Annotated in this window: 25 protein-coding genes; 13 read left to right on the top strand and 12 right to left on the bottom strand. The window is 54.1% G+C overall.

Features of this window, described 5'->3' with window-relative positions:
- Positions 1–167: 167 nt before the first annotated feature.
- Entirely contained in the window at positions 168–1,406 is a 1,239-nt protein-coding gene (locus tag TALK_RS08205; protein WP_085617709.1) for a glycosyltransferase family protein, read from the bottom strand.
- Positions 1,407–1,442: 36 nt separating this feature from the next.
- Positions 1,443–2,261 carry an HAD-IIB family hydrolase gene (locus TALK_RS08200; protein WP_085617708.1) on the bottom strand — a complete coding sequence of 273 codons (819 nt, stop codon included), beginning with the start codon at positions 2,259–2,261 and terminating at the stop codon, positions 1,443–1,445.
- A gap of 322 nt (positions 2,262–2,583) precedes the next feature.
- Between TALK_RS08200 and TALK_RS08195 the strand changes: the two genes are divergently transcribed.
- From TALK_RS08195 to TALK_RS08170, 6 genes are all read left to right on the top strand, one after another.
- Positions 2,584–2,769, top strand: coding sequence for a hypothetical protein (locus TALK_RS08195; protein WP_139833760.1), 186 nt, complete (start codon positions 2,584–2,586; stop codon positions 2,767–2,769).
- Positions 2,770–2,850: 81 nt separating this feature from the next.
- Positions 2,851–3,330 carry a hypothetical protein gene (locus TALK_RS08190; RefSeq protein WP_085617706.1) on the top strand — a complete coding sequence of 160 codons (480 nt, stop codon included), beginning with the start codon at positions 2,851–2,853 and terminating at the stop codon, positions 3,328–3,330.
- A 208-nt stretch (positions 3,331–3,538) separates the two neighbouring features.
- Positions 3,539–4,405 (top strand): hypothetical protein, encoded by an 867-nt coding sequence (locus tag TALK_RS08185; RefSeq protein WP_085617704.1) that lies wholly within the window; start codon positions 3,539–3,541, stop codon positions 4,403–4,405.
- 234 nt (positions 4,406–4,639) lie between these two features.
- The gene (gene pobA / locus TALK_RS08180; protein ID WP_085617702.1) at positions 4,640–5,812 is read left to right on the top strand and encodes a 4-hydroxybenzoate 3-monooxygenase; all 1,173 of its coding nucleotides are present in this window, start codon (positions 4,640–4,642) and stop codon (positions 5,810–5,812) included.
- 214 nt (positions 5,813–6,026) lie between these two features.
- Positions 6,027–6,314 carry an ElaB/YgaM/YqjD family protein gene (locus tag TALK_RS08175; RefSeq protein WP_085617700.1) on the top strand — a complete coding sequence of 96 codons (288 nt, stop codon included), beginning with the start codon at positions 6,027–6,029 and terminating at the stop codon, positions 6,312–6,314.
- Complete coding sequence (locus tag TALK_RS08170) at positions 6,311–6,850, top strand: hypothetical protein (protein ID WP_085617698.1); 540 nt, start codon at positions 6,311–6,313, stop codon at positions 6,848–6,850. Before TALK_RS08175 ends, TALK_RS08170 begins: the two co-directional genes overlap by 4 nt.
- A gap of 41 nt (positions 6,851–6,891) precedes the next feature.
- Here TALK_RS08170 and hpt read toward each other — a convergent pair whose 3' ends face one another.
- Together hpt and TALK_RS08160 are read right to left on the bottom strand one after the other, a co-directional pair.
- Entirely contained in the window at positions 6,892–7,428 is a 537-nt protein-coding gene (gene hpt, locus TALK_RS08165; protein ID WP_085617696.1) for a hypoxanthine phosphoribosyltransferase, read from the bottom strand.
- Between the two features lie 181 nt (positions 7,429–7,609).
- Complete coding sequence (locus TALK_RS08160; protein WP_085617694.1) at positions 7,610–8,272, bottom strand: glutathione S-transferase; 663 nt, start codon at positions 8,270–8,272, stop codon at positions 7,610–7,612.
- 373 nt (positions 8,273–8,645) lie between these two features.
- Between TALK_RS08160 and TALK_RS08155 the strand changes: the two genes are divergently transcribed.
- Positions 8,646–8,864: a DUF3126 family protein gene (locus TALK_RS08155; RefSeq protein ID WP_085617692.1), complete on the top strand. Its 219-nt coding sequence runs from the start codon at positions 8,646–8,648 to the stop codon at positions 8,862–8,864.
- Between the two features lie 56 nt (positions 8,865–8,920).
- Here the strand turns inward: TALK_RS08155 and TALK_RS08150 are convergent, their stop codons facing one another.
- The 3 genes from TALK_RS08150 to TALK_RS08140 form a co-directional block, all read right to left on the bottom strand.
- Positions 8,921–9,157 carry a thioredoxin family protein gene (locus TALK_RS08150; protein ID WP_085617690.1) on the bottom strand — a complete coding sequence of 79 codons (237 nt, stop codon included), beginning with the start codon at positions 9,155–9,157 and terminating at the stop codon, positions 8,921–8,923.
- 36 nt (positions 9,158–9,193) lie between these two features.
- Entirely contained in the window at positions 9,194–10,513 is a 1,320-nt protein-coding gene (locus TALK_RS08145) for a permease (protein WP_085617688.1), read from the bottom strand.
- 144 nt (positions 10,514–10,657) lie between these two features.
- Complete coding sequence (locus TALK_RS08140; RefSeq protein ID WP_085617686.1) at positions 10,658–11,503, bottom strand: oxidoreductase; 846 nt, start codon at positions 11,501–11,503, stop codon at positions 10,658–10,660.
- Between the two features lie 140 nt (positions 11,504–11,643).
- Here TALK_RS08140 and TALK_RS08135 point away from each other — a divergent pair, with 140 nt between their 5' ends.
- Positions 11,644–12,552 (top strand): LysR family transcriptional regulator, encoded by a 909-nt coding sequence (locus TALK_RS08135; RefSeq protein WP_085617685.1) that lies wholly within the window; start codon positions 11,644–11,646, stop codon positions 12,550–12,552.
- A gap of 162 nt (positions 12,553–12,714) precedes the next feature.
- Positions 12,715–13,404 (top strand): hypothetical protein, encoded by a 690-nt coding sequence (locus tag TALK_RS08130; protein ID WP_085617683.1) that lies wholly within the window; start codon positions 12,715–12,717, stop codon positions 13,402–13,404.
- Between the two features lie 87 nt (positions 13,405–13,491).
- Here TALK_RS08130 and TALK_RS08125 read toward each other — a convergent pair whose 3' ends face one another.
- Genes TALK_RS08125 through TALK_RS08115 form a run of 3 tightly spaced genes read right to left on the bottom strand, consistent with a single transcriptional unit; the run spans position 13,492 to position 16,218 of the window.
- Positions 13,492–14,298, bottom strand: a complete 807-nt coding sequence (locus tag TALK_RS08125) for a siderophore-interacting protein (RefSeq protein WP_085617681.1) — start codon at positions 14,296–14,298, stop codon at positions 13,492–13,494.
- A 30-nt stretch (positions 14,299–14,328) separates the two neighbouring features.
- Entirely contained in the window at positions 14,329–14,766 is a 438-nt protein-coding gene (locus TALK_RS08120) for a MarR family winged helix-turn-helix transcriptional regulator (protein ID WP_085617679.1), read from the bottom strand.
- Between the two features lie 60 nt (positions 14,767–14,826).
- Positions 14,827–16,218, bottom strand: a complete 1,392-nt coding sequence (locus tag TALK_RS08115) for an MFS transporter (protein ID WP_085617677.1) — start codon at positions 16,216–16,218, stop codon at positions 14,827–14,829.
- Between the two features lie 227 nt (positions 16,219–16,445).
- Here TALK_RS08115 and TALK_RS08110 point away from each other — a divergent pair, with 227 nt between their 5' ends.
- Entirely contained in the window at positions 16,446–16,643 is a 198-nt protein-coding gene (locus tag TALK_RS08110; RefSeq protein ID WP_085617675.1) for a hypothetical protein, read from the top strand.
- Positions 16,644–17,228: 585 nt separating this feature from the next.
- Here the strand turns inward: TALK_RS08110 and TALK_RS08105 are convergent.
- Together TALK_RS08105 and TALK_RS08100 are read right to left on the bottom strand one after the other, a co-directional pair.
- Positions 17,229–17,936, bottom strand: coding sequence for a hypothetical protein (locus TALK_RS08105; protein WP_139833759.1), 708 nt, complete (start codon positions 17,934–17,936; stop codon positions 17,229–17,231).
- Positions 17,937–17,996: 60 nt separating this feature from the next.
- On the bottom strand, positions 17,997–19,241 hold the full coding sequence (locus tag TALK_RS08100) for a TIGR03862 family flavoprotein (protein WP_085617671.1): 1,245 nt from the start codon (positions 19,239–19,241) through the stop codon (positions 17,997–17,999).
- A 267-nt stretch (positions 19,242–19,508) separates the two neighbouring features.
- On the opposite strand from TALK_RS08100, the gene TALK_RS08095 reads away from it, so the two are divergent.
- The 3 genes from TALK_RS08095 (at position 19,509) to TALK_RS08085 (ending at position 22,258) form a co-directional block, all read left to right on the top strand.
- Positions 19,509–20,570 (top strand): ABC transporter substrate-binding protein, encoded by a 1,062-nt coding sequence (locus TALK_RS08095; protein WP_245829771.1) that lies wholly within the window; start codon positions 19,509–19,511, stop codon positions 20,568–20,570.
- Positions 20,571–20,661: 91 nt separating this feature from the next.
- On the top strand, positions 20,662–21,435 hold the full coding sequence (locus tag TALK_RS08090; protein WP_085617669.1) for an ABC transporter ATP-binding protein: 774 nt from the start codon (positions 20,662–20,664) through the stop codon (positions 21,433–21,435).
- Positions 21,425–22,258: an ABC transporter permease gene (locus TALK_RS08085; protein ID WP_139833758.1), complete on the top strand. Its 834-nt coding sequence runs from the start codon at positions 21,425–21,427 to the stop codon at positions 22,256–22,258. The genes TALK_RS08090 and TALK_RS08085 overlap by 11 nt, the downstream gene beginning before the upstream one ends.
- Positions 22,259–22,323: the final 65 nt, after the last annotated feature.

The raw sequence follows: 22,323 nt of genomic DNA, 5'->3' as shown, positions 1-22,323 counted from the left end.
GCCATTCCAATCAAATTAATGAGTCCTGACCTAGGCTTTGGGTGTGGCGGAAGGCCGCGAAAGGTAACCTCCTGCCAGATCGTGCGCATTAAAAGGGCGGCACGAAGCCGCCCTTGGGTATTTTCATGATGGTCCGGCGCATGAAAGTCTGGCCGCACCTGATCCGATCAGGATGGTGACGCGCCAATTCCGGCATCATTCAAATCGTCTTCAACTGCACTTGAAATATGTTCAAAGATATCGCCCATGGCACTTTCAACACGCTGCCAGCTTGGGATGAACGGGCTTTCAAGCGGATTGTCGAGGTAGTGCTGACCGGCGCTGATGATGACTTCGGCCAGAACTTCGACGCATTGTTCTTCTTCGTCGCGGTTGATCTTAAGCCCGTTAAAGAAGGCATCGGCACGGTATTGTTCAATCAGGTCAAGGGCCGTGCGATAATAGGTTGCCTTAAGCGTTCGGAATGTTTCGTGGGAGAAGATGGTGCCCTGGGTGGCAAGTTTGCGGAACAGGGATTTGGCGATGTCGCTTGCCATGCGCGACAGCCCGTCATCCTTTTGCGCCGGATCGAATTCGCGGTGTTTATGGTCATAGATATCGGCGATATCGACCTGTGCCAGACGATGGACCGTATGGTTGCGATACATTTCCGACAGCATGGAAACTTCAAGCCCCCAATCAGATGCCACGCGCAAGCCATAGGCAACATCGGTGCGGATTGCCATTTCACCCGATAATGAATAGCGGAAGCAATCCAGGTAATTCAGGAAATCGGTCTTGCCGACCACCTGTTTAAGCGCGCGGATCAGCGGGGTGACAAACAGGCGGCAAACCCGGCCTTTGAGCGTGCCATTGGCAACGCGGGCGTAATAGCCCTTGGCAAAGGCGAAATTAAACGCCGGATTGGCAATCGGATACATCAGACGCGCGGGCAGATCGGGTTTATAGGTCGCGATATCGCAATCATGAATGCCAATTACCGAGCTTCGCCCGGTGGCCAGCGTATAGCCAAGGCAATACCAGACGTTGCGGCCCTTGCCCGGTTCGTAACGTGCAAGATCATATTCCGCCAAACGATCATGCACACCGCGCAGGCGCGGGCCATCATTCCACAGGATGCGAACATGTTGCGGCAGGTCTTTGAAAAAGTTACGCGCATAGGCATATTGCGTGGCGTCGGCCCGGTCCAGCCCGACGACGATCTGATCGATATAGGTGGCCTGTTTCAATCCATTAAGGATCGTGGTCATCGCCGGTGTTTCAAGTTCGGAATACAGGCAGGGCAGGATCAGGGTTTGCCGGCGCTGGCGCGCAAAAGCCGTCATTTCATAGGCGAGTTCTTCGGGATTGCGGTCAATGATCCGATGAAGGGTTGTGATCGGGCCGCCCTGATGAAAATCAGCCATCAAATACCTCGCTTTTGTTGGTGGGGTGCGGTCGCATTAATGAGCCTGCACCCTTGCATTGAAAATTTGGTCAAGCAGTTGATTAATCGCGCTGTTCCAGCCCGATGGGCCGGGTTCCGGGGCGATCAGAAGCTTTGTGTCATCGATCAGTGGCAAAATTGCGCCGCCATGCTTTTGCGGAATTTGCACCGGGAAATCAGCCGCCGCCAGCATCGTCGCATCATTTGCGGAATCGCCAAGCGCGATGGTTGCCGGTTTTGCCGGGGGCGATGGCAATCGGCCAATGCCAATCAGCATTTCAATCATCTTGTCCATGGCCTTGCCCTTGTCGGTCGGGCCACACAGGGTGTGAAAACGCCCGCCCTTGACCAGTTTCAGGCCAAATTCCCCGGCAATGGATTGCGCGGTTGCGATATCGGTTTCTGTTGGTGCCCAGATCAGCGGGTCCGAGCAATGGCGTTGTGCCGCCCGGGCCGCATCGGAGGGGGCAAGCCCGGTTTCCCTGGCGATGACGGCCGGGGATGACGTTCGAAAACCGGCCAGCGGGCCGGAAACCGCCCTGGCAATGGCATTGCGTGCCCCATCAATGGTTTTGGTGGTGGGGCCGGGGTGTTCAAGCTGATCGCCAAGGCAGATGACGCCGCCATTTTCACCAATCAGACCATCAAAAATATCGTCCCTGTCATTAAGGAAGGACAATTCGGCCAATGTTTTGGATGAAATTGCAATAAGAGGAATGTGCAACTGTTTTATGCGCCCGATTGCCGCGGCGGCGGGGGCCCAGCTATAGCTGTCATGATCAAGCAGCGTGCCGTCAAGATCGGTAAAAATTACGCAGTGGCTGTGTTTTGTCATCGTCCCGTTTGGTCAGTTTCAGGTGCTTTTTGACGGTCCGGTGCAATAGCGAACAAACAGCTTAGCATAGAGGTTTGGCAAGGGCGACACCGGAAAGATTAAATTTTATACGGTCATGAAAAATGATGAAAAACATGGCAAATCAGGGTTTCACAAGATATTTTCTATTTGTGGTTTAATTTTTGACAAATTAGACAACATTTAAGGCAGGCAAGACGATATTTTTTTACGAATATGCGGGAGCCGGGGATTGGGAAAAAAACGAACTGGCTTTGTAACGTTATGTCCCCTGTTGATGTTGTTTGTTTGGGGCATATCAGCGGTGGCGCAAGCGCAAAACCCGGTAGAGGAAATTTCGCAAGCGCGCCCTGAAATTTTGTTTGCTGTTGGTGAATGGCCGCCGATGATTGCCGAGAATGCAATCGGTTATGGGATCCTCGCCCGGCGTGTTAGCGCCGTATTTGAAGCGATGGGGTATCAGGTGCGGTATGAGTTCCTGCCATGGTAGCGTGCCTATCAAAATACGCAGCGCGGCGAATATGCTGCGACATTTCCCTGGGTATGGTCGGATCAGCGAGACAAGCAGGTTTTGTTTCCGCGTCATCCCATTGCCCGGACCCGGCAAAAGGGATTTTATAAAAAATCACGTTTTCCCGATGGCTTACAGATTGATGATGTTGTCGATATCAAGTCACTTGGGCTGCTGCCGGTTGGTGTGGCGAGTTACTGGTATGAGGGGGTGTTTCGCAATCACCATATTCAGCCCGAGATTGTCACTACATCTGGCGCGGCATGGCGTTTTTTGGAAGCGGACCGTGCGGATATTTACTTTGAAGAAGAGGACGTCGGCTGGTTCGATATTGCGCGCATTTTGGGGGATTATGCACCGGAACGATATGCAACAACGGGGCCGGTATTATCCGAAAACATGTTTGTTTTGTTTTCACGCAGCCATCCTGAGGGGGTGATGCTTCGGGATGCGTTTGATGCCTTTATGGAGACACCCAAGGGGCGTGATCTTTGCAAGCAATGGGACATGTGCGAGCGGGCGGTAAAAAACCACCCGTAAATCGCCCGGCAGATGCAATACAGGAAATGCCGAGCCGAACCAGTCACCATAAATATCGCGATATTTTGGCAAATAAGGTTTTTGAATTTTAATTTTAAGTTGTAGAAGATTTAAATCAATAAAATCAGGGCGGGGAGCGGCTATAGATGACGGAAGGATGTTTTCGTACATGGAAAACATGGCCGTTTATGGATAACCGGAGCCGCATATGAGACATCTGTGCCGTCAGTTGATGATCCTGTTCTGCGTTCAGATCGCAGGTATGGGCATTGGCAATCGTGTTTTTGGACAAGAATTGGCGATCAATGCGGCACAGGGGGCTGCGCCTGAGGCATCATCGGGTATATCTTCTGGTATGGCCGGGGCCGAGGTTGTTTTTGCGGTCGGCGAATGGTTGCCCATGATTAGCAAAACGCCGCCGGATTTTGGCCCACATGCCCGCCGGGTTGCCGAGGTTTTCCGGGCGATGGGATATGAACCGAGATTCAGGTTTTTTTCGCGTGATGATGCCTATGACAAAACCCTTGAGGGTGAATATGTCGCGACATTTTCACAGGTTCAGTCCGGCGACAGGTCGGAACAGTTTTGGCTGCCCGATCATCCCATTGCACAGGCCAATCAGAAGGGCTTTTACAAACCGGCACGTTTTCCGAATGGGCTGGATTTAAAGCGACTGGATGAAATCCGGATTTACGGATTGCGCGCGGTTGGTGTCGAGGGGCATTGGCATGGGGCGACCTTTCGCCAGCTTGGTATTAGTTCCGATATCGTGCGCAACCGAAAATCGGCCTGGCATTTCCTGAATGCGGATCGTGCGGATATTTTGATCGAGGAAGAACAGGTTGGCTGGAACGATCTGAGCGCTTTCCTTGGCGAAGGGGCGCGTGCGCAATATGCGACGACGGAAACGCTTCGAAGTGATGGCATGTATATCCTGTTTTCGCGCCATCACCCGATGGGGGAAATCCTGCGCGATCAGTTTGATGGCTATCTTGATACACAAGCCGGGCAGGCGATGTGCCGTGGATGGCGGGTATGCCGTACAGTTGCCAGTGATGCGTCCAATCAGAACTGATCCTGAACCATCCACCCCAAACGGATGCGAACCACAGCGACACCCCCGACAAAGGTCATTGTTTGAAAACCGGGGCGGTATATTGCAATAACCATTGCGATATATATGTTCGATTTGTCCTATTAATAACCCGGTTTGTCCATTCTTCCCGCGCAGCTTCACGCGTATTGTTTCCGGACTGGAACGGTTCTTGTTCCAGATAAAAACCAAGAACAATCGAGTGAGGAAAACGCCATGCATGTCCCTGTTGCCATTATCGGCTGCGGTCCTTCGGGGCTTTTGCTGTCACATTTGCTGCGTGTCCAGGGGATTGACAGCATTATTCTGGAACGCAAGGACCGCGCCTATGTCGAGGGGCGCATTCGGGCCGGTGTTCTTGAAATGGGGACGGTTGACCTGATGAAGCGGGTCGGCGTTGATGCGCGGATGAACCGCGAAGGCATCATTCATGGCGGCATCTATATCAGTGTGAATGGCAAGCGCCAGCACGTGAATATCGAAGAGTTGACCGGTGGATCAACCGTGATGATCTATGGCCAGACCGAGGTGACCAAGGATTTGATACAGGCACGGCTTGATCATGGCGGCGAGATCGTGTTTGAGGCCGAAGACGTTAGCCTGCATGACATTGAAAGCGACAAGCCGCGTGTTCGATATGTTAAGGATGGCAATCCGGTCGAGCTGACCTGTGATTATATTGCGGCCTGTGACGGATTCCACGGGGTTGGCCGCCAGACCATGCCGGTATCGAAACTTGAAACCTTTGAAAAGGTTTATCCGTTTGGCTGGCTGGGCGTTTTGGCGCACGCCAAGCCGGTGGCGGACGAGCTGATTTATGCCAGCCATGATCGCGGGTTTGCGCTGTGTTCGATGCGGTCCGAAACGGTGGTGCGCCATTATGTGCAGGTGCCCAGTTCGGAAAAAATCGAAGACTGGTCCGATGATCGGTTCTGGAACGAGCTTCGCCTGCGTCTTGGCGAAGCGGATGGGGAATTGGTCAACGAGGGCGAGGTGTTTGAAAAAAGCATCGCGCCGCTGAGAAGTTTTGTTGCCGAGCCCATGCGCCACGGGCGGTTGTTCCTTGCCGGTGACGCGGCGCATATCGTGCCGCCGACCGGGGCCAAGGGGCTTAACCTTGCGGCCAGTGATGTGCATTACCTGTCCGAGGCCTTGATTGCGAAGTTCAAGAACAATCGTGAAGACCTTTTGGATGCTTATTCCGATACCGCATTGGCGCGCGTGTGGAAGGCCGAGCGGTTTAGCTGGTGGATGACAACCATGTTGCACACATTTGATGATCATCACGGCTTTGATGGCCGCATCCGTCGTGCCGAACTGGAATACATCCTGTCATCCAAGGCAGGTTTGACAACCTTGGCAGAAAACTACGTCGGTTTGCCTTACTGATCGATATGGGGCGGAGCCCGCCCGCTTTGGACCCATTGGAATTTCTGCCAGGAAAGAACGGCCCGTCCCCCACAGCGGGCCGTTCTTGTTTCTGGGTTTTGTGGGTTGCCTCGAAATGATCACAATTTTTTGTGGAACTGTTTGGTGCCCTTCGTCGTTAAGAGGGTGTTGTATTTAGTGCAGCCACGAATTTAATGAATGACAGGAGCAAATCATGGTGACCAAGACCGAAACCGATAACGCCAAACTTCAGGCCGATGTTGATGCGCTTCGCAAGGATCTTGCCGAGGTTACCAAAACCCTGAGAGCGATGGGAACGGACACCGTCAATTCCAAGGCACAGGCCGCTGCCCAGCGTGTGCGCGAAGTATCCGGTCAGGCGCGCGATCAGTTTGATCATGCCCGCGAAGCCGCGGTAGAGCAGGTGCGCGAACGTCCGCTGGCATCGGTGGCGCTGACATTTGGTATTGGCATGTTGATTGGTCGTTTGCTTCAGAAATGATTGATCAGATAAGCAATGCAATTGCAGAAATGGCAAAGGCCGCCGCCGCCCGGCTGGCGGTCTTTGCAGCGATTGCGCTTGTGATCTTGACCGGTATTGGTTTTCTGATCGCGGCGATCTTTATGTATCTGGCGGCACAATTTGGCGCGCTTGGCGCGGCATTGGGGCTGGGGTCGGTGTTTGTTGCCCTTGGTCTGGTCGCGCTTGCGATCATGCTGCAAAAAGATCCAAGTGACGCGATTGATCAACCAATCGCCGGTGAACATGGCACCAAACGCCGCGAAGATGATGTGTTGCTTGATATGGTGATCCATGCCGCCAAAGCCGGTTTCGCGACCGGACAGGGTGACAAGGCCCGGATGCAAAATGGCTTTGATCAACTGGTGACGGATTTTTCCGATCTTGGTCTTTTTGAGCCAAGAGAGCGCCGGGATGCAAGTGATGCAGGCGATGATTTTCCGGATCGGGCAGCGGATGATCCGGGGGATCAACCCGATGAAAATCCAATCGATCCAAATGCAAAAAGGGCGGGGTAACCATTGGTTCCCGCCCTTTGTTTTGTTAATTCCAGCGAGATTTATTCGCCGTGGAAATGCACCGTGCCGATAAACGGCAGGTTGCGATTGTTCTGGGCGTAATCAATGCCATAGCCGACGACGAATTCATCGGGAATGTCAAAGCCGCAATAATCAATCGGAATGTCAACTTCGCGACGTGATGGCTTGTTCAACAGCGTGCAAATTTCAAGCCGGTTGGGATCGCGGGTTTTCAGCAAACGCACGACTTCTGACAGGGTATAGCCGGTATCGATGATGTCTTCGACCAGCAGGACATCCTTGCCGTGGATCTGCCCGTCGAGGTCTTTGACGATCCGCACATTGCGCGAGCTTTCGGTGGAATCGCCATAAGATGACGCGACCATGAAATCGACTTCGACCGGAACGGTCAGTTTGCGCGCCAGATCGGCAATGAAAACAAACGATCCGCGCAGCAGTCCAACAACGATCAGCTTTTTGGTGTCTTTGAAGTTTTCGTTGATCTTGGCGGCAATCGCGTCGATCTGTGTGGCAATTTCGTCCGCCGTTATCAGCGGCTTGACATCATAATCGGCCATCAATTTCGGTCCTGAAGCGTTATGGGAGGGTTTCCCGTTTGCTAACACACGCCGCCCGTCATGACCAGCCTGCGAATGGTAACAGAAGTATAATACCGTAGATTTCATGCGGTGTTGCACGCCCCGATTGTGCAACACGCAGGCTCGTCAATACGGGGCATCCCCATCAGATGTAAATTGTTCAGGCGGCTTTAAAGATCACCGGGTCATCGCCGTCGTGCCATTGGTCATATTTGACCATCGCGGCCTCGAACCAGTGTGAGTGCAAAAAGTCATCGAGCCAGCGTTGCAGATGGACAAACGGCATGGCGTCAAAGGCGTCTTTGTCGGCATTGGCGAATTGGCGGATAAATGGCGCAATGGCAAAATCGGCCAGAACCGGGCGGCTGCCAAACAGATATGTGCCAACGGCCAAACGGCCATCAAGCCGGTTAAGGATTTTTTCGGCCTCATATCGGTGTTCGGCCGGATCGGCATCGTCATAGCGCGTATGATATTTAAAGCGATCAAGGTGGTGTTTGAACGGGCCGTCGTTTTGTGCAATTAGCGCCAGCATATCGTCAAGCGTGCCGCTTTCGGGCATCAGCCAGTCTTGCGGATCGGCTTCGGCCAATGCCCAGACCATGATTTCAAGGCTTTCGTCGATCACACTGCCATCGGGCAGGATCAGAACCGGCACGGTGGCCTTGGGCGAGGCGGCGATCATCGCACTTGGTTTGTCGCGCAGGACAACTTCGCGCAGTTCGACATCAATCCCGCTTGCAAGCAAGGCCATACGGGCGCGCATCGCATAGGGACAGCGACGAAAACTATACAGGATCGGTCGGGTGTGCGGATCAGTCATATAAGTCGATTAGCGCCTGAGGGCGTGGTTTGCAACTGCTTATCGGGCACAAAGATGATTGTCATGCGTTAGACATTCATGTGCCGCTTTCCTATGTTTAGAAAAGGTACATGACGAGCGCGCAAAATCGCGCGGAGGCCTTTTTGATTGTGTCATGCGATGGCTTGGGCGGGGTTGATGTAAAAAACTTGGGTCCATTGGGCCTTTTTTGCGCAAGCGGGGTTGATTTCATGGCACAGTTTGTGAAAGGACAATGTCCGTCATTTATTTCGTAAGACCCGTTCGGGGATGTGCTGGCGCGGAACCTGCGCCGTTTGCCCCGAATGCGGTCACAAGACCAAAGCCGACTTGAAAAAAGCAAGGAACCAGTCACATGACACCGACCGAAATCGCGCGCGTTACCGATTATCTGCGCCGTACGTTTGAAAATCCCAATATCGCCATCGATGCGCCGAAACGCAAAGGCTATCCGATTGAAATGCGCGTTGGGGACGAGTTTGTCGGTGTTGTGCACCGTGACGAAGATGAAGGCGAAATCAGCTATTCGCTGAACATGGTCATCCTTGAAGAAGACCTGCCGCCAGCCGTTTAAGGTTGCTGCGATACGTATCAAAACGCCCCGTGCCACTTAATGGCCGGGGCGTTTTTTTATGACGGATCAAGCATGTGGCGGATTTCATCGACGGTGGGAATCTTGCCTTCGGCGACGATGTCGTCATTGATCATCAAGGCCGGGGTGCGCATGATCCCGGCATCGATGATGGCGTTGGTATCGGTGATTTTTTCAAGGTCGTAGTCAAGCTCAAGCGCCTGTGCCGCTGCGGCAGCATTTTTGGCAAGGGTCTGACATTTGGCGCAACCGCTGCCGTAAATTGTGAGTTTCATCCTTGATCTCCTTTGATCGTCAAATCGTTTAATCGCTTACCAGTAATTGCCATAGATAAAGCCCGTTACCGTCGCCATGACGATGACAAGGCTGCAATACACCACGGTTTTTTGTGTGCCGATCACGGTGCGGATCACCAGCATATTGGGCAATGACAGTGCCGGACCGGCCAGCAACAGCGACAGGGCCGGGCCTTTGCCCATTCCGGCCCCCATCAGGGCCTGAACAATCGGAACTTCGGTCAGGGTCGAGAAATACATAAACGCGCCCAGAACCGAGGCCAGAATTGTCGATTGCAGGGAATTATCCCCAACCGCGGCATTGACCCAGCGTGCCGGGATCAGGCCTTCGTGACCGGGACGGCCCAGCAATAGCCCGGCGACAAATACCCCGATCACCAAAAGCGGCAGGATCTGTTTGGTGAAATCCCAGCTTTGATCCGCCCATTCGCGGTCCTGGGGGCGTGACAGGGCAATCATCATCATCCCGCCAATACCAATGGCAAAGGCCAGTTCAGGGGCGTTTGGCGCAACAAGACAGGCCAGAATGACCGCAAGTGCGAGCACCAGAACCTGAAAACGCGGCCAGTCAAACTTTCGGATCAGCACAACAGCCAGCCCGGTGGTCAGAAGGGCGGTGATCAGCCATTTATAGGTGAAAATCATCATCCAGACCGGGCTTTCGACCGGTGCCCAATTGGCAAAAACCAAAACGGCAATCATCAGGGCAAAAAAGGTGACGGTGGTGCCAAGCGGCTTTTCTGCATCGGTTGGTGCAAAGCCACGGGCGGATGTTTTGGCGCGCGCGGCCTCTTCGCGGCGATAGATCAGATGCATGATCAGGCCAATAACAACGGCAAAGACAATCGCGCCAACACCGCGTGCAATGCCAATTTCAGCGCCAAGAATTTTGGCGGTGACGACAATGGCGATAATGTTGATTGCCGGACCGGAATATAAAAACGCAATCGCCGGGCCCAAGCCCGCACCGCGTTTGTAAATGCCGCCAAACAGCGGCAATACCGTGCAGGAACAGACCGCCAAAAGCGTGCCGGAAATAGACGCGACGCCGAGCGCAATCGGGCGTGATGCATCGGGGCCAAGGTATTGCATGACCGATCCCTGGCTGATGTAGACCGCCATTGCACCAGCAATGACAAAGGCCGGTAACAGGCACAGGATCACATGTTCGCGGGCATACCAATTGGTCAGGCGCACGGCTTCGAGAATGGCATTGTCAAAGCGTTCGGTGCCTGCGGGGATGAAATAGATTGCCAGAAATCCCAGCAAGATAAGGGCGGCCAAATGGCCTTCGCGGGGGTTTTCGCGATAAAGGGTTCGTAAAGTCGCAAGCACGCCATCCTCCCAATCTGAATCGACGTTTTAATCTATCCAGATTGGGGGCGTAAAACCATGATGTAAAACAATACCGCTGGTTATGTTTGCGGCCTTTGAAGGTTTAAAATGCCCCGTGCCACTGGCCGGGGCGTTTTTGTTTGTTTATTCGGCGAAGTCGGTTGATGTGGTGATGTGTTCCCATGCCGAGATTTCGCGTTGCAGATCGTCCAGTTTGCCACGAACAAGCGCAAGGGCATCGCGGCCGAGCAAAAGATGAACCGGCGGATTTGGTGATTTGATGATCTGCATCAAGGCCTGTGCGGCTTTTTGCGGATCACCAGCCTGTTGGCCGCTTTTGTTTTGGCGGGCTTGGCGGATCGGATCGAACAGATCGTTATAATCGGGGATATGACGTTCGGAACGAACCATGGAGCGCCCGGCCCAATCGGTGCGAAATGAACCCGGTTCGATCGCGGTAACATGAATGCCCAGACCGGCGACTTCTTTGGCCAGTGCTTCGCTGATGCCTTCAAGGGCAAATTTGCTGCCGCAATAATAGGAAATGCCGGGCATGGTGATGAAGCCACCCATCGAGGTGACATTGAGGATATGGCCGCTTTTGCGTTGGCGCATATAGGGCAGGACCGCCTTGATCATCGCGACCGCGCCAAAAACATTGACGCTGAATTGATCTTGCAGTTCTTGCAGCGGGGATTCTTCGAGCAATCCTTCATGGCCGTATCCGGCATTGTTGATCAGAACATCAATCGCGCCGACTTCCTGTTCGATCTGTGTGATGGCGGGGGGAATGGCATCAAAATCACTGACATCCAAAATAATGCCCGTTGTCTTGTGCGGTGACAGCGCCGTGAAGGCCGCAAGATCGGTTTCCTTGCGAACGGTGCCGATAACGTTGTGGCCTTCGGCGAGTGCGGCCTTGGCAAAGGCACGGCCAAAGCCGGAGCTGACACCGGTAATCAGGATTGTTTTCTTTGGGGGGCTGGTCATATGGGGTGGTCCTTTGAAAGCGTTTCGGGCAAGCGGTTTTGAATGCACGCGCCGCCGGTGTGGATGCCCCACGCTAGTGAAATCATATTGTTTGGTATATGGGTTAAATTCTGCATGGACTGTTTAAAAAGGAATGCATTATGCGCGGGCGGGAATATGCCGAACTTGAAGCCTTTGTCGCGGTCGTCGAAGAGGGGAATTTTCGGCGTGCGGCCGCACGGTTACGCATTTCGGCATCGTCCTTAAGCCAGACCATCGGGAAGCTTGAGGCGCGATTGGGCGTCAACCTTTTGCAGCGAACCACGCGCAGCACATCCTTGACCGAACCGGGAAAGCGGCTTTTTGACCGGTTTCGCCCGGCAATGTCGGAAATGGCGATTGCGGTCGAGGATGTGATGCAGCTTCAGGGGCGCCCGGCGGGAACGGTGCGGTTGATGTTGCCGCGCCTTGCCCTTGCGACCCAGATCGAGCCTTGGCTTGGCGCGTTTCATGAAAAATATCCCGATATTGTTCTGGAACTCGGGATTGAAGATGCGCCGCTTGATATCATTGATGCCGGATATGATCTGGGCATCACACTGGGCGAGTTGCTGCAAAAGGATATGATCGCGTTAAAGCTTGGCCCGGATATTCATCAGCTTGCCGTGGCATCACCGGATTATCTGGCGGCATATGGCGTGCCGCAAACGCCGGGCGATTTGCACGGGCATAAATGCATTAACTGGCGCAAACCGGGGCGCAAGAAGCTTTATAATTGGGAGTTTTGTGTTGACGGGCGCTGGATCAGTGTGGCGGTCGAGGGGCCGTTGATTGTTTCGCACCGGGATACGGCGTTAAAGGCCGCCGCCCAAGGGGTTGGCATTGCCTTTGCCTATTGGTCGTCGCGATGGATGCAGCCGATGATCGAAAGCGGTTCTTTGACGCCGATATTGGAAGAATATTCGCCGCCGTTTCCCGGCTGGTATCTTTATTATCCGAAACAGCGGGCGACACCGCCCGCTGTGCGGGCCCTGATCGATTTTCTGCGTCACTGCCATCAGGAAGCGTGACGTATAGTATGGGCAACTAGGGTCCTGACCCTGGGCTGATCCGGTATATGGCCCCGTCTGCAGGATGGTGAAAGAGGCCGGGCAGGTGATGAGTGGAAACAAATGCGCTGGCGGGGCGTTTGAAAACACAATTGCCCTTTGCCCCCGTTTCACGAGGCCCCGATGACCGCATGGATTGAACAGCACAGCGCCGTTCTGCAAATCATTGCCAGTTTTGCCACGCTATTGGTCTGGGTTTTTTATGCGCAGCTTTTATTTGCAAGCTATCGCCGGATACGGCGCCCGAAAATCGTGATCAATCAGATGCTGGGTCATTCACATAAGGCCCGCTTTCTGATCAGCAATATGAGCCAGGAAGCCATTCATATTGAAACGGTTTTGCTGTGTCTTGATGCCGGTGATACCCGCCTGTGCGAGGTCGTGACCGATGCCGACCCGGAGCAGGGTCAGGACGGCGAGAACGTCAGCGGCGGCGATGGGAACGGTAAATATCAGGCAAGGCTTGAAGAAGTTACCTTGCAGGGGCCGCTGGCATCGGGGAAATGTATCGAACTTGGCGCGATGCCCAATCTTTTGGCGCGGGTCCGCCGGCATATTGAAAAATCCGATCAGGATATATCGCAAAAGGGGCGGGTGATTTTGCCCGATGAAGCCCATGAAAACGGACAGGATTGCCGCATCGAATTCATTGTGATCGGGGTTTACAGTTCGGAAAAAGGGGTGATCGGGGCAAGCCGCACATTTGTTTATGATTGCAACGGCAATCTGCGGCCCGAACAGGTGCAGACCACCCAGCATTCCGGGATGCTGGCCAGACGGCGCATGGCGCGGTTGCATTCGCAATATATCTAGGGTCAGGATGGCCCCGGATGCAGGGCCATCCTGTTAATATGCTGTCGGCTTATATGTTGTACCGCGCAGGCTTTCAGACGGTTGAAATCAGGCTGCGGTTTGGGCGTCCTCGGCCTTGACGACTTTGTGGTTGTCTTCGTTGATGCCAAGCTTCCAATAGCTTGAGATATAAAGATCATCCTTGCCAAGCCCGCGATTACCACGGAAATGATCGCGCAGTTTTTTCATGGCGGTAAATTCACAGGCCGCCCAGACCGACGGGCGACCATCGCCCCATGGCAGTTTTGCCACCACATCGGGCAGGGCATCGGCATTGGTGCCGGGATTGGGGTTGATTACCCATTCGAGGGTGACGTTATCAGGCCTGGTTAAATCCTGCATATCGGCCTCGGATGCGATTTCGATAATCGCATAGCCGCGTGCATCGGATGGCAGGGTTTCAAGATTGACCGATATGGCGGGAAGGGCCGTCATATCGCCGACAATCAGGAACCAGTCTGCGGTTGGATCGACCAGTTTTTTCGGGCCGGGACCGCCGATGGTGATGGTATCGCCGGGGGTGCAATTGACCGCCCAGTTCGAGGCCGGGCCGCCGTGATCGGCGTTATTCCCGGCATCATGACCGGCATCATGATCGCCTGTGCCATGCATGACGAAATCAATATCAATCTGGCGGCCCTGATCGGTGATGCGGTCATGACGGACGGTATAAGTCCGGCGTATAACGCGGCCCTTTTCATCGCCGTCAATCGGGAAGATCAGTTTGACATAGGCGCTTGCCTGATCATCGGGGAAGGATGCGATGCCGTCACCGCCCAGGGTCACGCGCAGCATATTGGGCGTGACATAGGTTTTGCCGATGACGGTCAGATCGCGGGGTGCTGGTCTGTTCATTCCAGGCTCCTGTAGAATGTTTTGTTTTTGTCAGGATTCGAGGTTGTCGGCCATCAGGCTGGCAACCCGGTTGAAATCCTGAATTTGGCTTTGGCTCAGATTGCCGGCCATGCGGGTGCGGACCTTGGTTTCAACGTCTTTGAAATTGTCCATCAAGGCATGGCCTTCTGGTGTCAAATGCAGGGTCTGGCTCCGTCGGTCTTCGGGGTGCGGGTGGCGTTCGATCAGGTTTTTATCTTCCAGCTCTTTGATGAGCCGTGTTATGCGGCCTTTGTCCTGCCCGGTGCTGGCTGCGATATGTTGCGCGGTGACGCCGGGCATTTTGACAATCCATTTCAATGTCCGCATATGCGAAACCGGAAGCGGCATATCGGCGGCGGCCAGCCCGTCGCGCATGGCGCGCTTATAGGCATGGATCAACCGGTGAAGGGTTTCGCCCGGTACATGTGTATTGACATGCTCACTCATCGATATGTTCCTTTTATCGGTTCTCGCAACCCAGGGGCCGGACCCTGGATTATCGCCAGATCAGGCAATAATGCCGGTGCGGATGGCGTATTTGCGGCCTTCGCAGATAAAGGCCGACAGCAGGGCAAAGCCCGCGGCAACCCCCATGATGGCGGTCAGATCAAACGTGCCGCCGGTGCCGATCAGGATTGCGGCCAGTGCCGCGCCAATTGATTGCCCGGTCAGACGTGCAGTGGCCAGCATGCCCCCGGCACCGCCGCTTCGATCACGCGGGGCACTTGTCATCATCAGGCGGTTATTGGGCGATTGGAACAGGCCAAAACCAAAGCCACACACCATCAGACAGGCAATGATCGCCAGGCTGGCGTCGCTTCCCGAACCGGCGGGGATCAGGGTGATGGAAAACAATCCGATGGCAAAAACACCCATGCCGATGCCGGTCAGATGGATTGGCGAATATTTATCGGCCAGCCGCCCGGCAAAGGGGGCGATGATGGCGGTGGCGACCGGCCATGGTGTCATCAACAGGCCGGTATTGACCGCGCTGAACCCCAGAACATCGTGGAAATAAAACGGCAGGGCGACAAAGGCGATGAATTGCGCACAAAAGCCGCAGATTGATGATCCGATGGAGCAGGCAAATACCGGGCGCGCCAGCAAATCAAGCGGTAACATCGGCCGTTCACGCGAAAACTGGCGGCGGACCAAAAATACCCCGCTCGTGATCGACATGATGAACAGACCGGCAATCAGCATCGGATGGTTATCGGTGCCGATATTGCCAAGGGCGGAAATCAAGCCGCCGAATGTCAGCACATTTAAAAACGCACTGACATAATCAAACCGCGTGCGCGAGGCATGGGTATAGGGCAGGGCAAAACTGCCCAGCACAATTGCAATGATCGAAATCGGGATGTTGATCAAAAACAGCCAGTGCCAGGTGGTGACCGCCAGAATGGCCGAGGCAATGGTTGGCCCGGCGGCGGCCGAAACCGATACCACCATGGCGATAAAACCAATCGCCCGGCCCAGTTTGGCGTGCGGCACGGAATGGCGCATCAGGGCGGCGTTGATGCTCATCAGCGCGGCACCGCCGATGCCCTGCAACACACGGGCAAAGGTCAGGAATTCGATATTGGGCGAAAACGCGCAAAGGGCGGATGCAATGCCGAAAATCACCATCCCGGCCAGATAAACCTTGCGAAAGCCAATTGCCTCGCCAAGGGCCGATAACGGCAACAGTCCGACAACAACGGCCAGTTGATAGGCGGTGATGACCCAGATGGCATGGGCCGGGCTGACATTTTGATCCTGCGCGATGGCGGGCAGGGCGACATTCATGATCGACCCGTCCAGCACCGCCATCATGACAGTCAGCAACACTGCGATGATGGCAAAGGTTTGCTGGGGCTGTGGCAGGCCGTCCGGGTGGATGGTTTTGGATATTTTCATGTGGGGCATATTCCGAAAACAAGGCATGCGGTGGCGCGAGGGGGCGAAGGGGCGAGGGCAAAATATCGCCGTGTATCGCACATCGCGGGCATGCCGGAATGGTTGATTTTGTCAACTAATACGGAATGTGGTTGATTTTGTCAACTTGTTTTCGGGCTGTTCTTTCGGGTAGTTCCCGGCGGCGGCTTCGGCGCGTATCATCACGGAAACAGGCGGGAGGACAGATAATGAAAACGATGATGGTTTTGGGGATTGGTGTGCTGTTTGCACTTGGCGTGGTGCAAATGCAAATGCCGGTGAATGCGGCGCAAGGTTTGGTTGTGATGGATCAGACAATCGAACATGGCGGTGGCTGCCGCAAAAGCTCCCCGCCGGGGCAGTGTTGCCATATGGATAACAAGGCTGGGTCTGTGCATTGTCATTGAGTGGTGCGCTTTATGGGGAGCAAAAAATAAATCTGTCCCCATTTTTGTGTCCCCATTTTTGTTGTCCCCATTTTTGTTTGTCCCCATTTTTTTGTCCAAACTATTTGGTTTGTGCGGATCTCAACTTATGGTAGATTGTCTAATGTGAATTAGGAGTTGATAGGCGCGATGGATGGCCTTTTTCGGCAGTTTTGGGTAGCTCTTGATCGAATTTTGCCATTTATTGAGGAACCGGCGCGACAGATAGTAGGGATTGCGGTACCTGTCGTGTTTTTGCTGGTCGGTATTGCGGTGCTAATCCGGTATCTGTTTCCACTCGCCGCTCCGAAGACGCCACATGAGCTCCGCCAACCCGTAGCTGACCTCGTATCGAAAACATCGCAATTCTTTCGGTGGAAGCTTCCTTCCAAGTTCGAGTCAAATCAGGTCGTTTCTACGGAGACTGTGACCAAAGAACTTGTCGAATACCTCGTAGAGTTGCGGCACCTGAAAACACGGATGACGTCAAAACAAGCACAGAAGATTGTGAACATAAAGGGGACAGTCCCCTTTTTAGGGCTATTTTTCCTCGGTTGGTTTCGAAGGTCACGTTACTGTTTTTTCGTCGCAGTCAAATTTGCAGCCAAACTCGCGAATTATTGTATTGCAAGCATCCAACACTGCCTCTCTAACGTTTGTTTCATATCGTTTGGTCTTATGTGAAACTTGGTCCAGATACTCTTGAGAAAAGAGCTTTTTCTTGTCGTGATCGGGATAGTCGTCACATTCGGAAGCAACTCCCACGAACATGAGAAACAGTTTTGGGTCGGTTTTAGCAAGGCAATGACTCAATCGAATGAGTTTTCTGCAACCATATATGAGTTCTATCCGGTTGGACTTGATCATGTGGCAAACGTGAACGAGCTCGGATCGAACTGCTAAGTCCTGTATCAGACTGTCTGACGGGGTTGTTCCAAGTGCATCCAAAAAGTTCAAACACAAGTCGGAATTGATGCTATTGTTTATTTCGGGTGTCGCCAATTGGTGAATGATCATTTCTATTTGCTCGGAAAATGCCGCTTCGAACTCAAGATCTTCGCGGCATTCTATCAAGTTTGCCCAACTCTCGAGTTCTTGGGCCGAAATGTCAGTTCTTAGATAACGCAGCAAAATGGTTTGGACAGCGGTAGCTTCGACAACGATTGTTTCGCCGTCGAAGTCCCGTTCAAAATCTGTAAGGCGTTCCGAAATTTGTTCAAGTGGTTCATGCAACCAGATCAAGCTTTGCAATGTCTGACGTCGTTCTGGCTGCACTTAATGCTCCAACAAGTTCTTAAACGTTCCAAATAGCATCTAAAGATGCCGCAAAGAACACTAACTGTAAGCCAAACACCCCGTCAACAAATACCCCCCCGTCGGAGCCTCCCAATCGAGCATCTCGCCAAGGCAATAGGTGCCGGGGCGTTTTTTGAGCTGGAAGGTGTCGTCAAGTTCTTCCCACGCGACACCGCCTGCGGTGCTGATGGCCTCATCCAGCGGGCGGGGTTTGGTGATTTTGAGTGGCAGGTCTTTGATGGTCATTGCGAGTTTGGCCGGGTCGTTGAGGATGTTGCGCGGGGTGACTTCGAAAATCAGGGCGATTTTGGTGGGGTCGAGGCCAAGGGCTTTGCGCAGGTGGTTGCCCATTGAGTTTTTGCCGCGTGGTTTGGCAAGCCGCGCGGTGACATCCGTCAGGTCGCGGTCGGGCGCAAGGTCCAGCATTACCGTGGCGGTGCCGGTTTCAAGCCATTGATCGCGCAGATTGGCCGAGATGGCATAGACGGCACTGCCTTCGATCCCGGTTTTGGAAATGACGAATTCGCCGCGCACGGTTTGGGTGCCGGTTGTCAGGGTGACGGGTTTGACCGGGGAACCCGCACATTTTTCGATCAGATGATCGGTCCAATTGACGTCAAAGCCGCAATTTGACGGTTTGAACGGATTGCATTTGATCCCGGCATTTGTAAGGATTTCCATCCATTTGCCATCTGATCCCAGACGTTTCCAGCTTCCGCCGCCAAGGGCCAGCACGGTAACATCGGCCTTGGCAGTGATGGTGGTGGTTGTGTCGCCATCTTTGGTTTTGAAAATCGCATCGCCGTTTTCATCCCAGCCGGTCCAGTAATGGCGGTAGTGGATTTTGCAGCCCAGCCCGTCAAGGCGGCGCAGCCAGGCGCGCAAAAGCGGGCTTGCCTTCATCACGGTTGGAAAAACCCGGCCGGATGAACCGACAAAGGTTTCAATGCCAAGCCCGGTACACCAGTCGCGAATTTCGGCGGGACCGAATTTGCGCAAATGTGGTTCAAGCCGGTCGCGTGCCGCGCCATAGCGCGACAAAAACGTTTCCAAGTCTTCGTTATGGGTGATGTTCAGGCCCGATTTACCCGCCATCAGGAATTTGCGCCCGGCACTTGCCATGCCCTCATAAAGTGTCACCGCATAACCCGATCCGGCCAATCGTTCGGCGGCCATCAATCCGGCCGGGCCCGCGCCAATGATCATCGCGGTTTTGCCGTTTGGGGCAGGCGGGATGACCGGGGCGGGCGTGCTTGGCGTGGTGAGGTTGGTTTTTATGGACATTTGGGGCCTTTGGACCGGGGTTTATGTTGGGTGGTTTTAGCCGCTTTGGCGGGCGAAGGCAATTTACGGGGCGTGGAAATTCGCCCATGGGGGAAATATCGTGGCCGGTGAAGTGCGTAATACGGGTGTAATCAACCCTTTTGTGAGAAAAATACGCCAAAGATTGGCAATTTGTCGGTAAATCGGATAACAAAATTCCCAAGGTTCTGGCCCGGGGTTCAGGGGTTTGATCCCAAGTCTTTAAAAAAATGGTTCTGTGGAGGAAACATGCTTTCGATCAAGGGAATGGCGGGTGCGGCCAAGGTGGCACGCGGATCGGTTTTGGCACTTGCGATGGGGGCGACGGCCTTTGGCGCGATGGCGGCACATGCGGGCGAGAAGGTGAACATTGCCGCCCTAGCGTTTGTGTCAAGTTCGCCGCTGTTTATTGCCAAGGAAAAGGGCTATCTGGCCGATGAAGGCCTTGATGCCGAGATTTCGATCTTTCAATCGGCACAGCCGGTGGCGGTTGCCATTGCATCGGGCGATGCCGATTTTGGCGTGACCGCCTTTACCGGCGGGTTCTTTAACCTTGCGGCCAAGGGCGCGCTTAAGGTCATCGGTGCGCAATTGCATGAAGATGCCGCCTATGACGGATCGGCGATTTTGGCATCCAATGCGGCGTTTGATGCCGGTTTGACCTCGGTCGATAAGCTGGGCGGGCATAGCTTTGCCCTGTCGCAGGTCGGATCAAGTTTCCATTACATGATCGGCAATGTCGCGGAAAAAGCCGGGATTGATCCCGATAGCATTTCGCTTAAACCGTTGCAGTCGGTGCCCAATATGATTGGCGCGCTGAAAAGCGGGCAGGTCGATAGCATGATCATCGTGCCCCATATTGCCAAGCCGCTGGCCAATGCCGGTGCGGCGCATATCATTGGCTGGGTCAAGGATTACGTGCCTTATCAGGTGGGTGGTTTGTTCACATCATCTGAAAATGTTGCAGAACACCGCGACACGGTGGCGAAATTTGTGCGCGCCTATCAAAAAGGTGTGGCGGATTACCGTGCAGCCCTTTTGGCGACCGATGCCGATGGCAAGCTGGTTGAAAGCGACACGACGCAGGAAATCCTTCAGATCGTGCATAAATATGTTTATGCCAATGATCCGGCGGAAAAGGCCTATCCGAAAATCCGCAATGGCGCGATGTTCATGACCGAAGACGCCAAACTTGACGTTGAAGACGTCAAAGCGCAGGTCAAATGGTATCAGGATCGTGGCTATGTTTCGGCGGATGCCGATCCGGATACCTTCATCGATACCAGCTTTATCCCGGCACTTGGTCAGTAAGTAACGGATCGTATTTTTCGACCGGGCTTGGCGGTTTTTGCGCCAAGCCCGGTCGTTTCATTTTTCCATTTAAAAAATAACGGATTGTGCCATGCGGCTGCAAATCAAGGGCATTTGCCATTCATATGATCAGGTCGAGGCATTGCGCGACATTGATTTTGGCATTGAACCGGGCGAGGTCGTGGCGCTGATCGGGCCGTCGGGCTGTGGCAAGTCGACCTTATTGTCGATCATTGGCGGCATGTTGACCCCGACCAAGGGCGAGGTTTTGATTTGCGATCAGGCCACACCCGATGGCTGCCTGAACCCGTTGACTTATGTGTTTCAGGATTTCGCGCTTTTGCCCTGGCGTACAGTGGCGGGCAATATCAGCCTTGTTCTGGAAGACCATGGATTATCCAAAACTGATCGCGATGCCCGCGTGGCCGAGGTTCTGGAACAGACAAACCTGTGGGATTTCCGCGATGCTTATCCCAAACAACTTTCGGGGGGGATGAAGCAGCGGGTGGGCATTGCGCGCGCGCTTGCCGTTCGCCCGGCGGTTTTATTGATGGACGAGCCACTATCAGCGCTTGATGCGCAGACGCGGATTTTGTTGCTCGATGAATTTGCCGCATTGTTTGCCCGCACCGGCATGACGGCGGTTTATGTGACGCATAATTTGAACGAGGCCGTGCGACTGGCCAACCGGGTGGTGGCATTGCGCCGTCGCCCCGGCACGATCAAGGAAATTCATACCATTGATATTCCACTGGCCGAGCGGTGCGACGGGATGCCGGAATTGGTGGCGCATGAACGCGCGCTTTGGAACCTGATCCGGGATGAAGCGATTGCGGCCGATAAGGAGCTTGAAAATGTCGCATGATGTGACGGAACGTCGCACCGAAAGCCAAGGGAACGCATCCGAGGCCAGCCATGTGCGGTTTCGCGCCACGGGCTTTAACCCGAAAGCCAATCCGATTGCGGCATGGGGCTTTTTCGTGGTTGTGATTGCGCTGTGGCAATTGGGATCAAGCACCGGGTTCATCAGCGAACTTGCGATGCCAAGCCCGGTTGCGGTCACCAAGGCGCTTTGGCAATTGATCATCACCGGTGATCTTTGGCGTCATCTTGGCGCGTCGTTGCAGCGCCTTGTTGGTGGCTGGATCATGGGGACGGTGGCCGGGCTGTTGGTTGGCTTTCTGGTCGGCATGTTCAGTTGGGCGCGCTCGCCCGGTGTGGCGTTTGTTTCGGCCCTGTTTCCGATCCCGAAAATCGCGCTTTTGCCGCTTTTCATCATCTGGTTTGGCATTGGCGAGCCCTCGAAATTTGCCACCATTGCCTTTGGGGTGTTTTTCCCGACTGTGATCAATACCTTTGGCGGGGTCGATAACGTGCAGCGCAATCTGATCCGCATGGGGCAAAGCTTTGATCTTTCGATGTGGTCGGTGACCCGCAAGATCATCCTGCCCGGCGCGTTGCCGACCATCCTGTCGGGGTTTCGCATTTCATCCTCGATCGCGATTATTCTTTTGATTGCGGCGGAAATGATTGGCGCGCAATACGGGATCGGGGCGCTTATTCTGGCCGCAGGCAACCTGTATCAGACCGATCAACTGATTGCTGGCGTGGTGGTTTTATCGCTTTTGGGGCTGTGTGTTTCGTGGTTGCTGGGGCGGCTGGATCGCTGGTTGCTGGGCTGGCGATAGGGCGGATGCCCCACACGGAATTTCGCATATGAATTGTACAAGGCCGGGAAAAACTCCCGGCCTTT

This window comes from Thalassospira alkalitolerans (genome assembly GCF_002115745.1).
In the GTDB taxonomy this organism is placed as follows: Bacteria; Pseudomonadota; Alphaproteobacteria; order Rhodospirillales; family Thalassospiraceae; genus Thalassospira; species Thalassospira alkalitolerans.
This window is presented reverse-complemented; position numbering and strand designations above follow the sequence as displayed.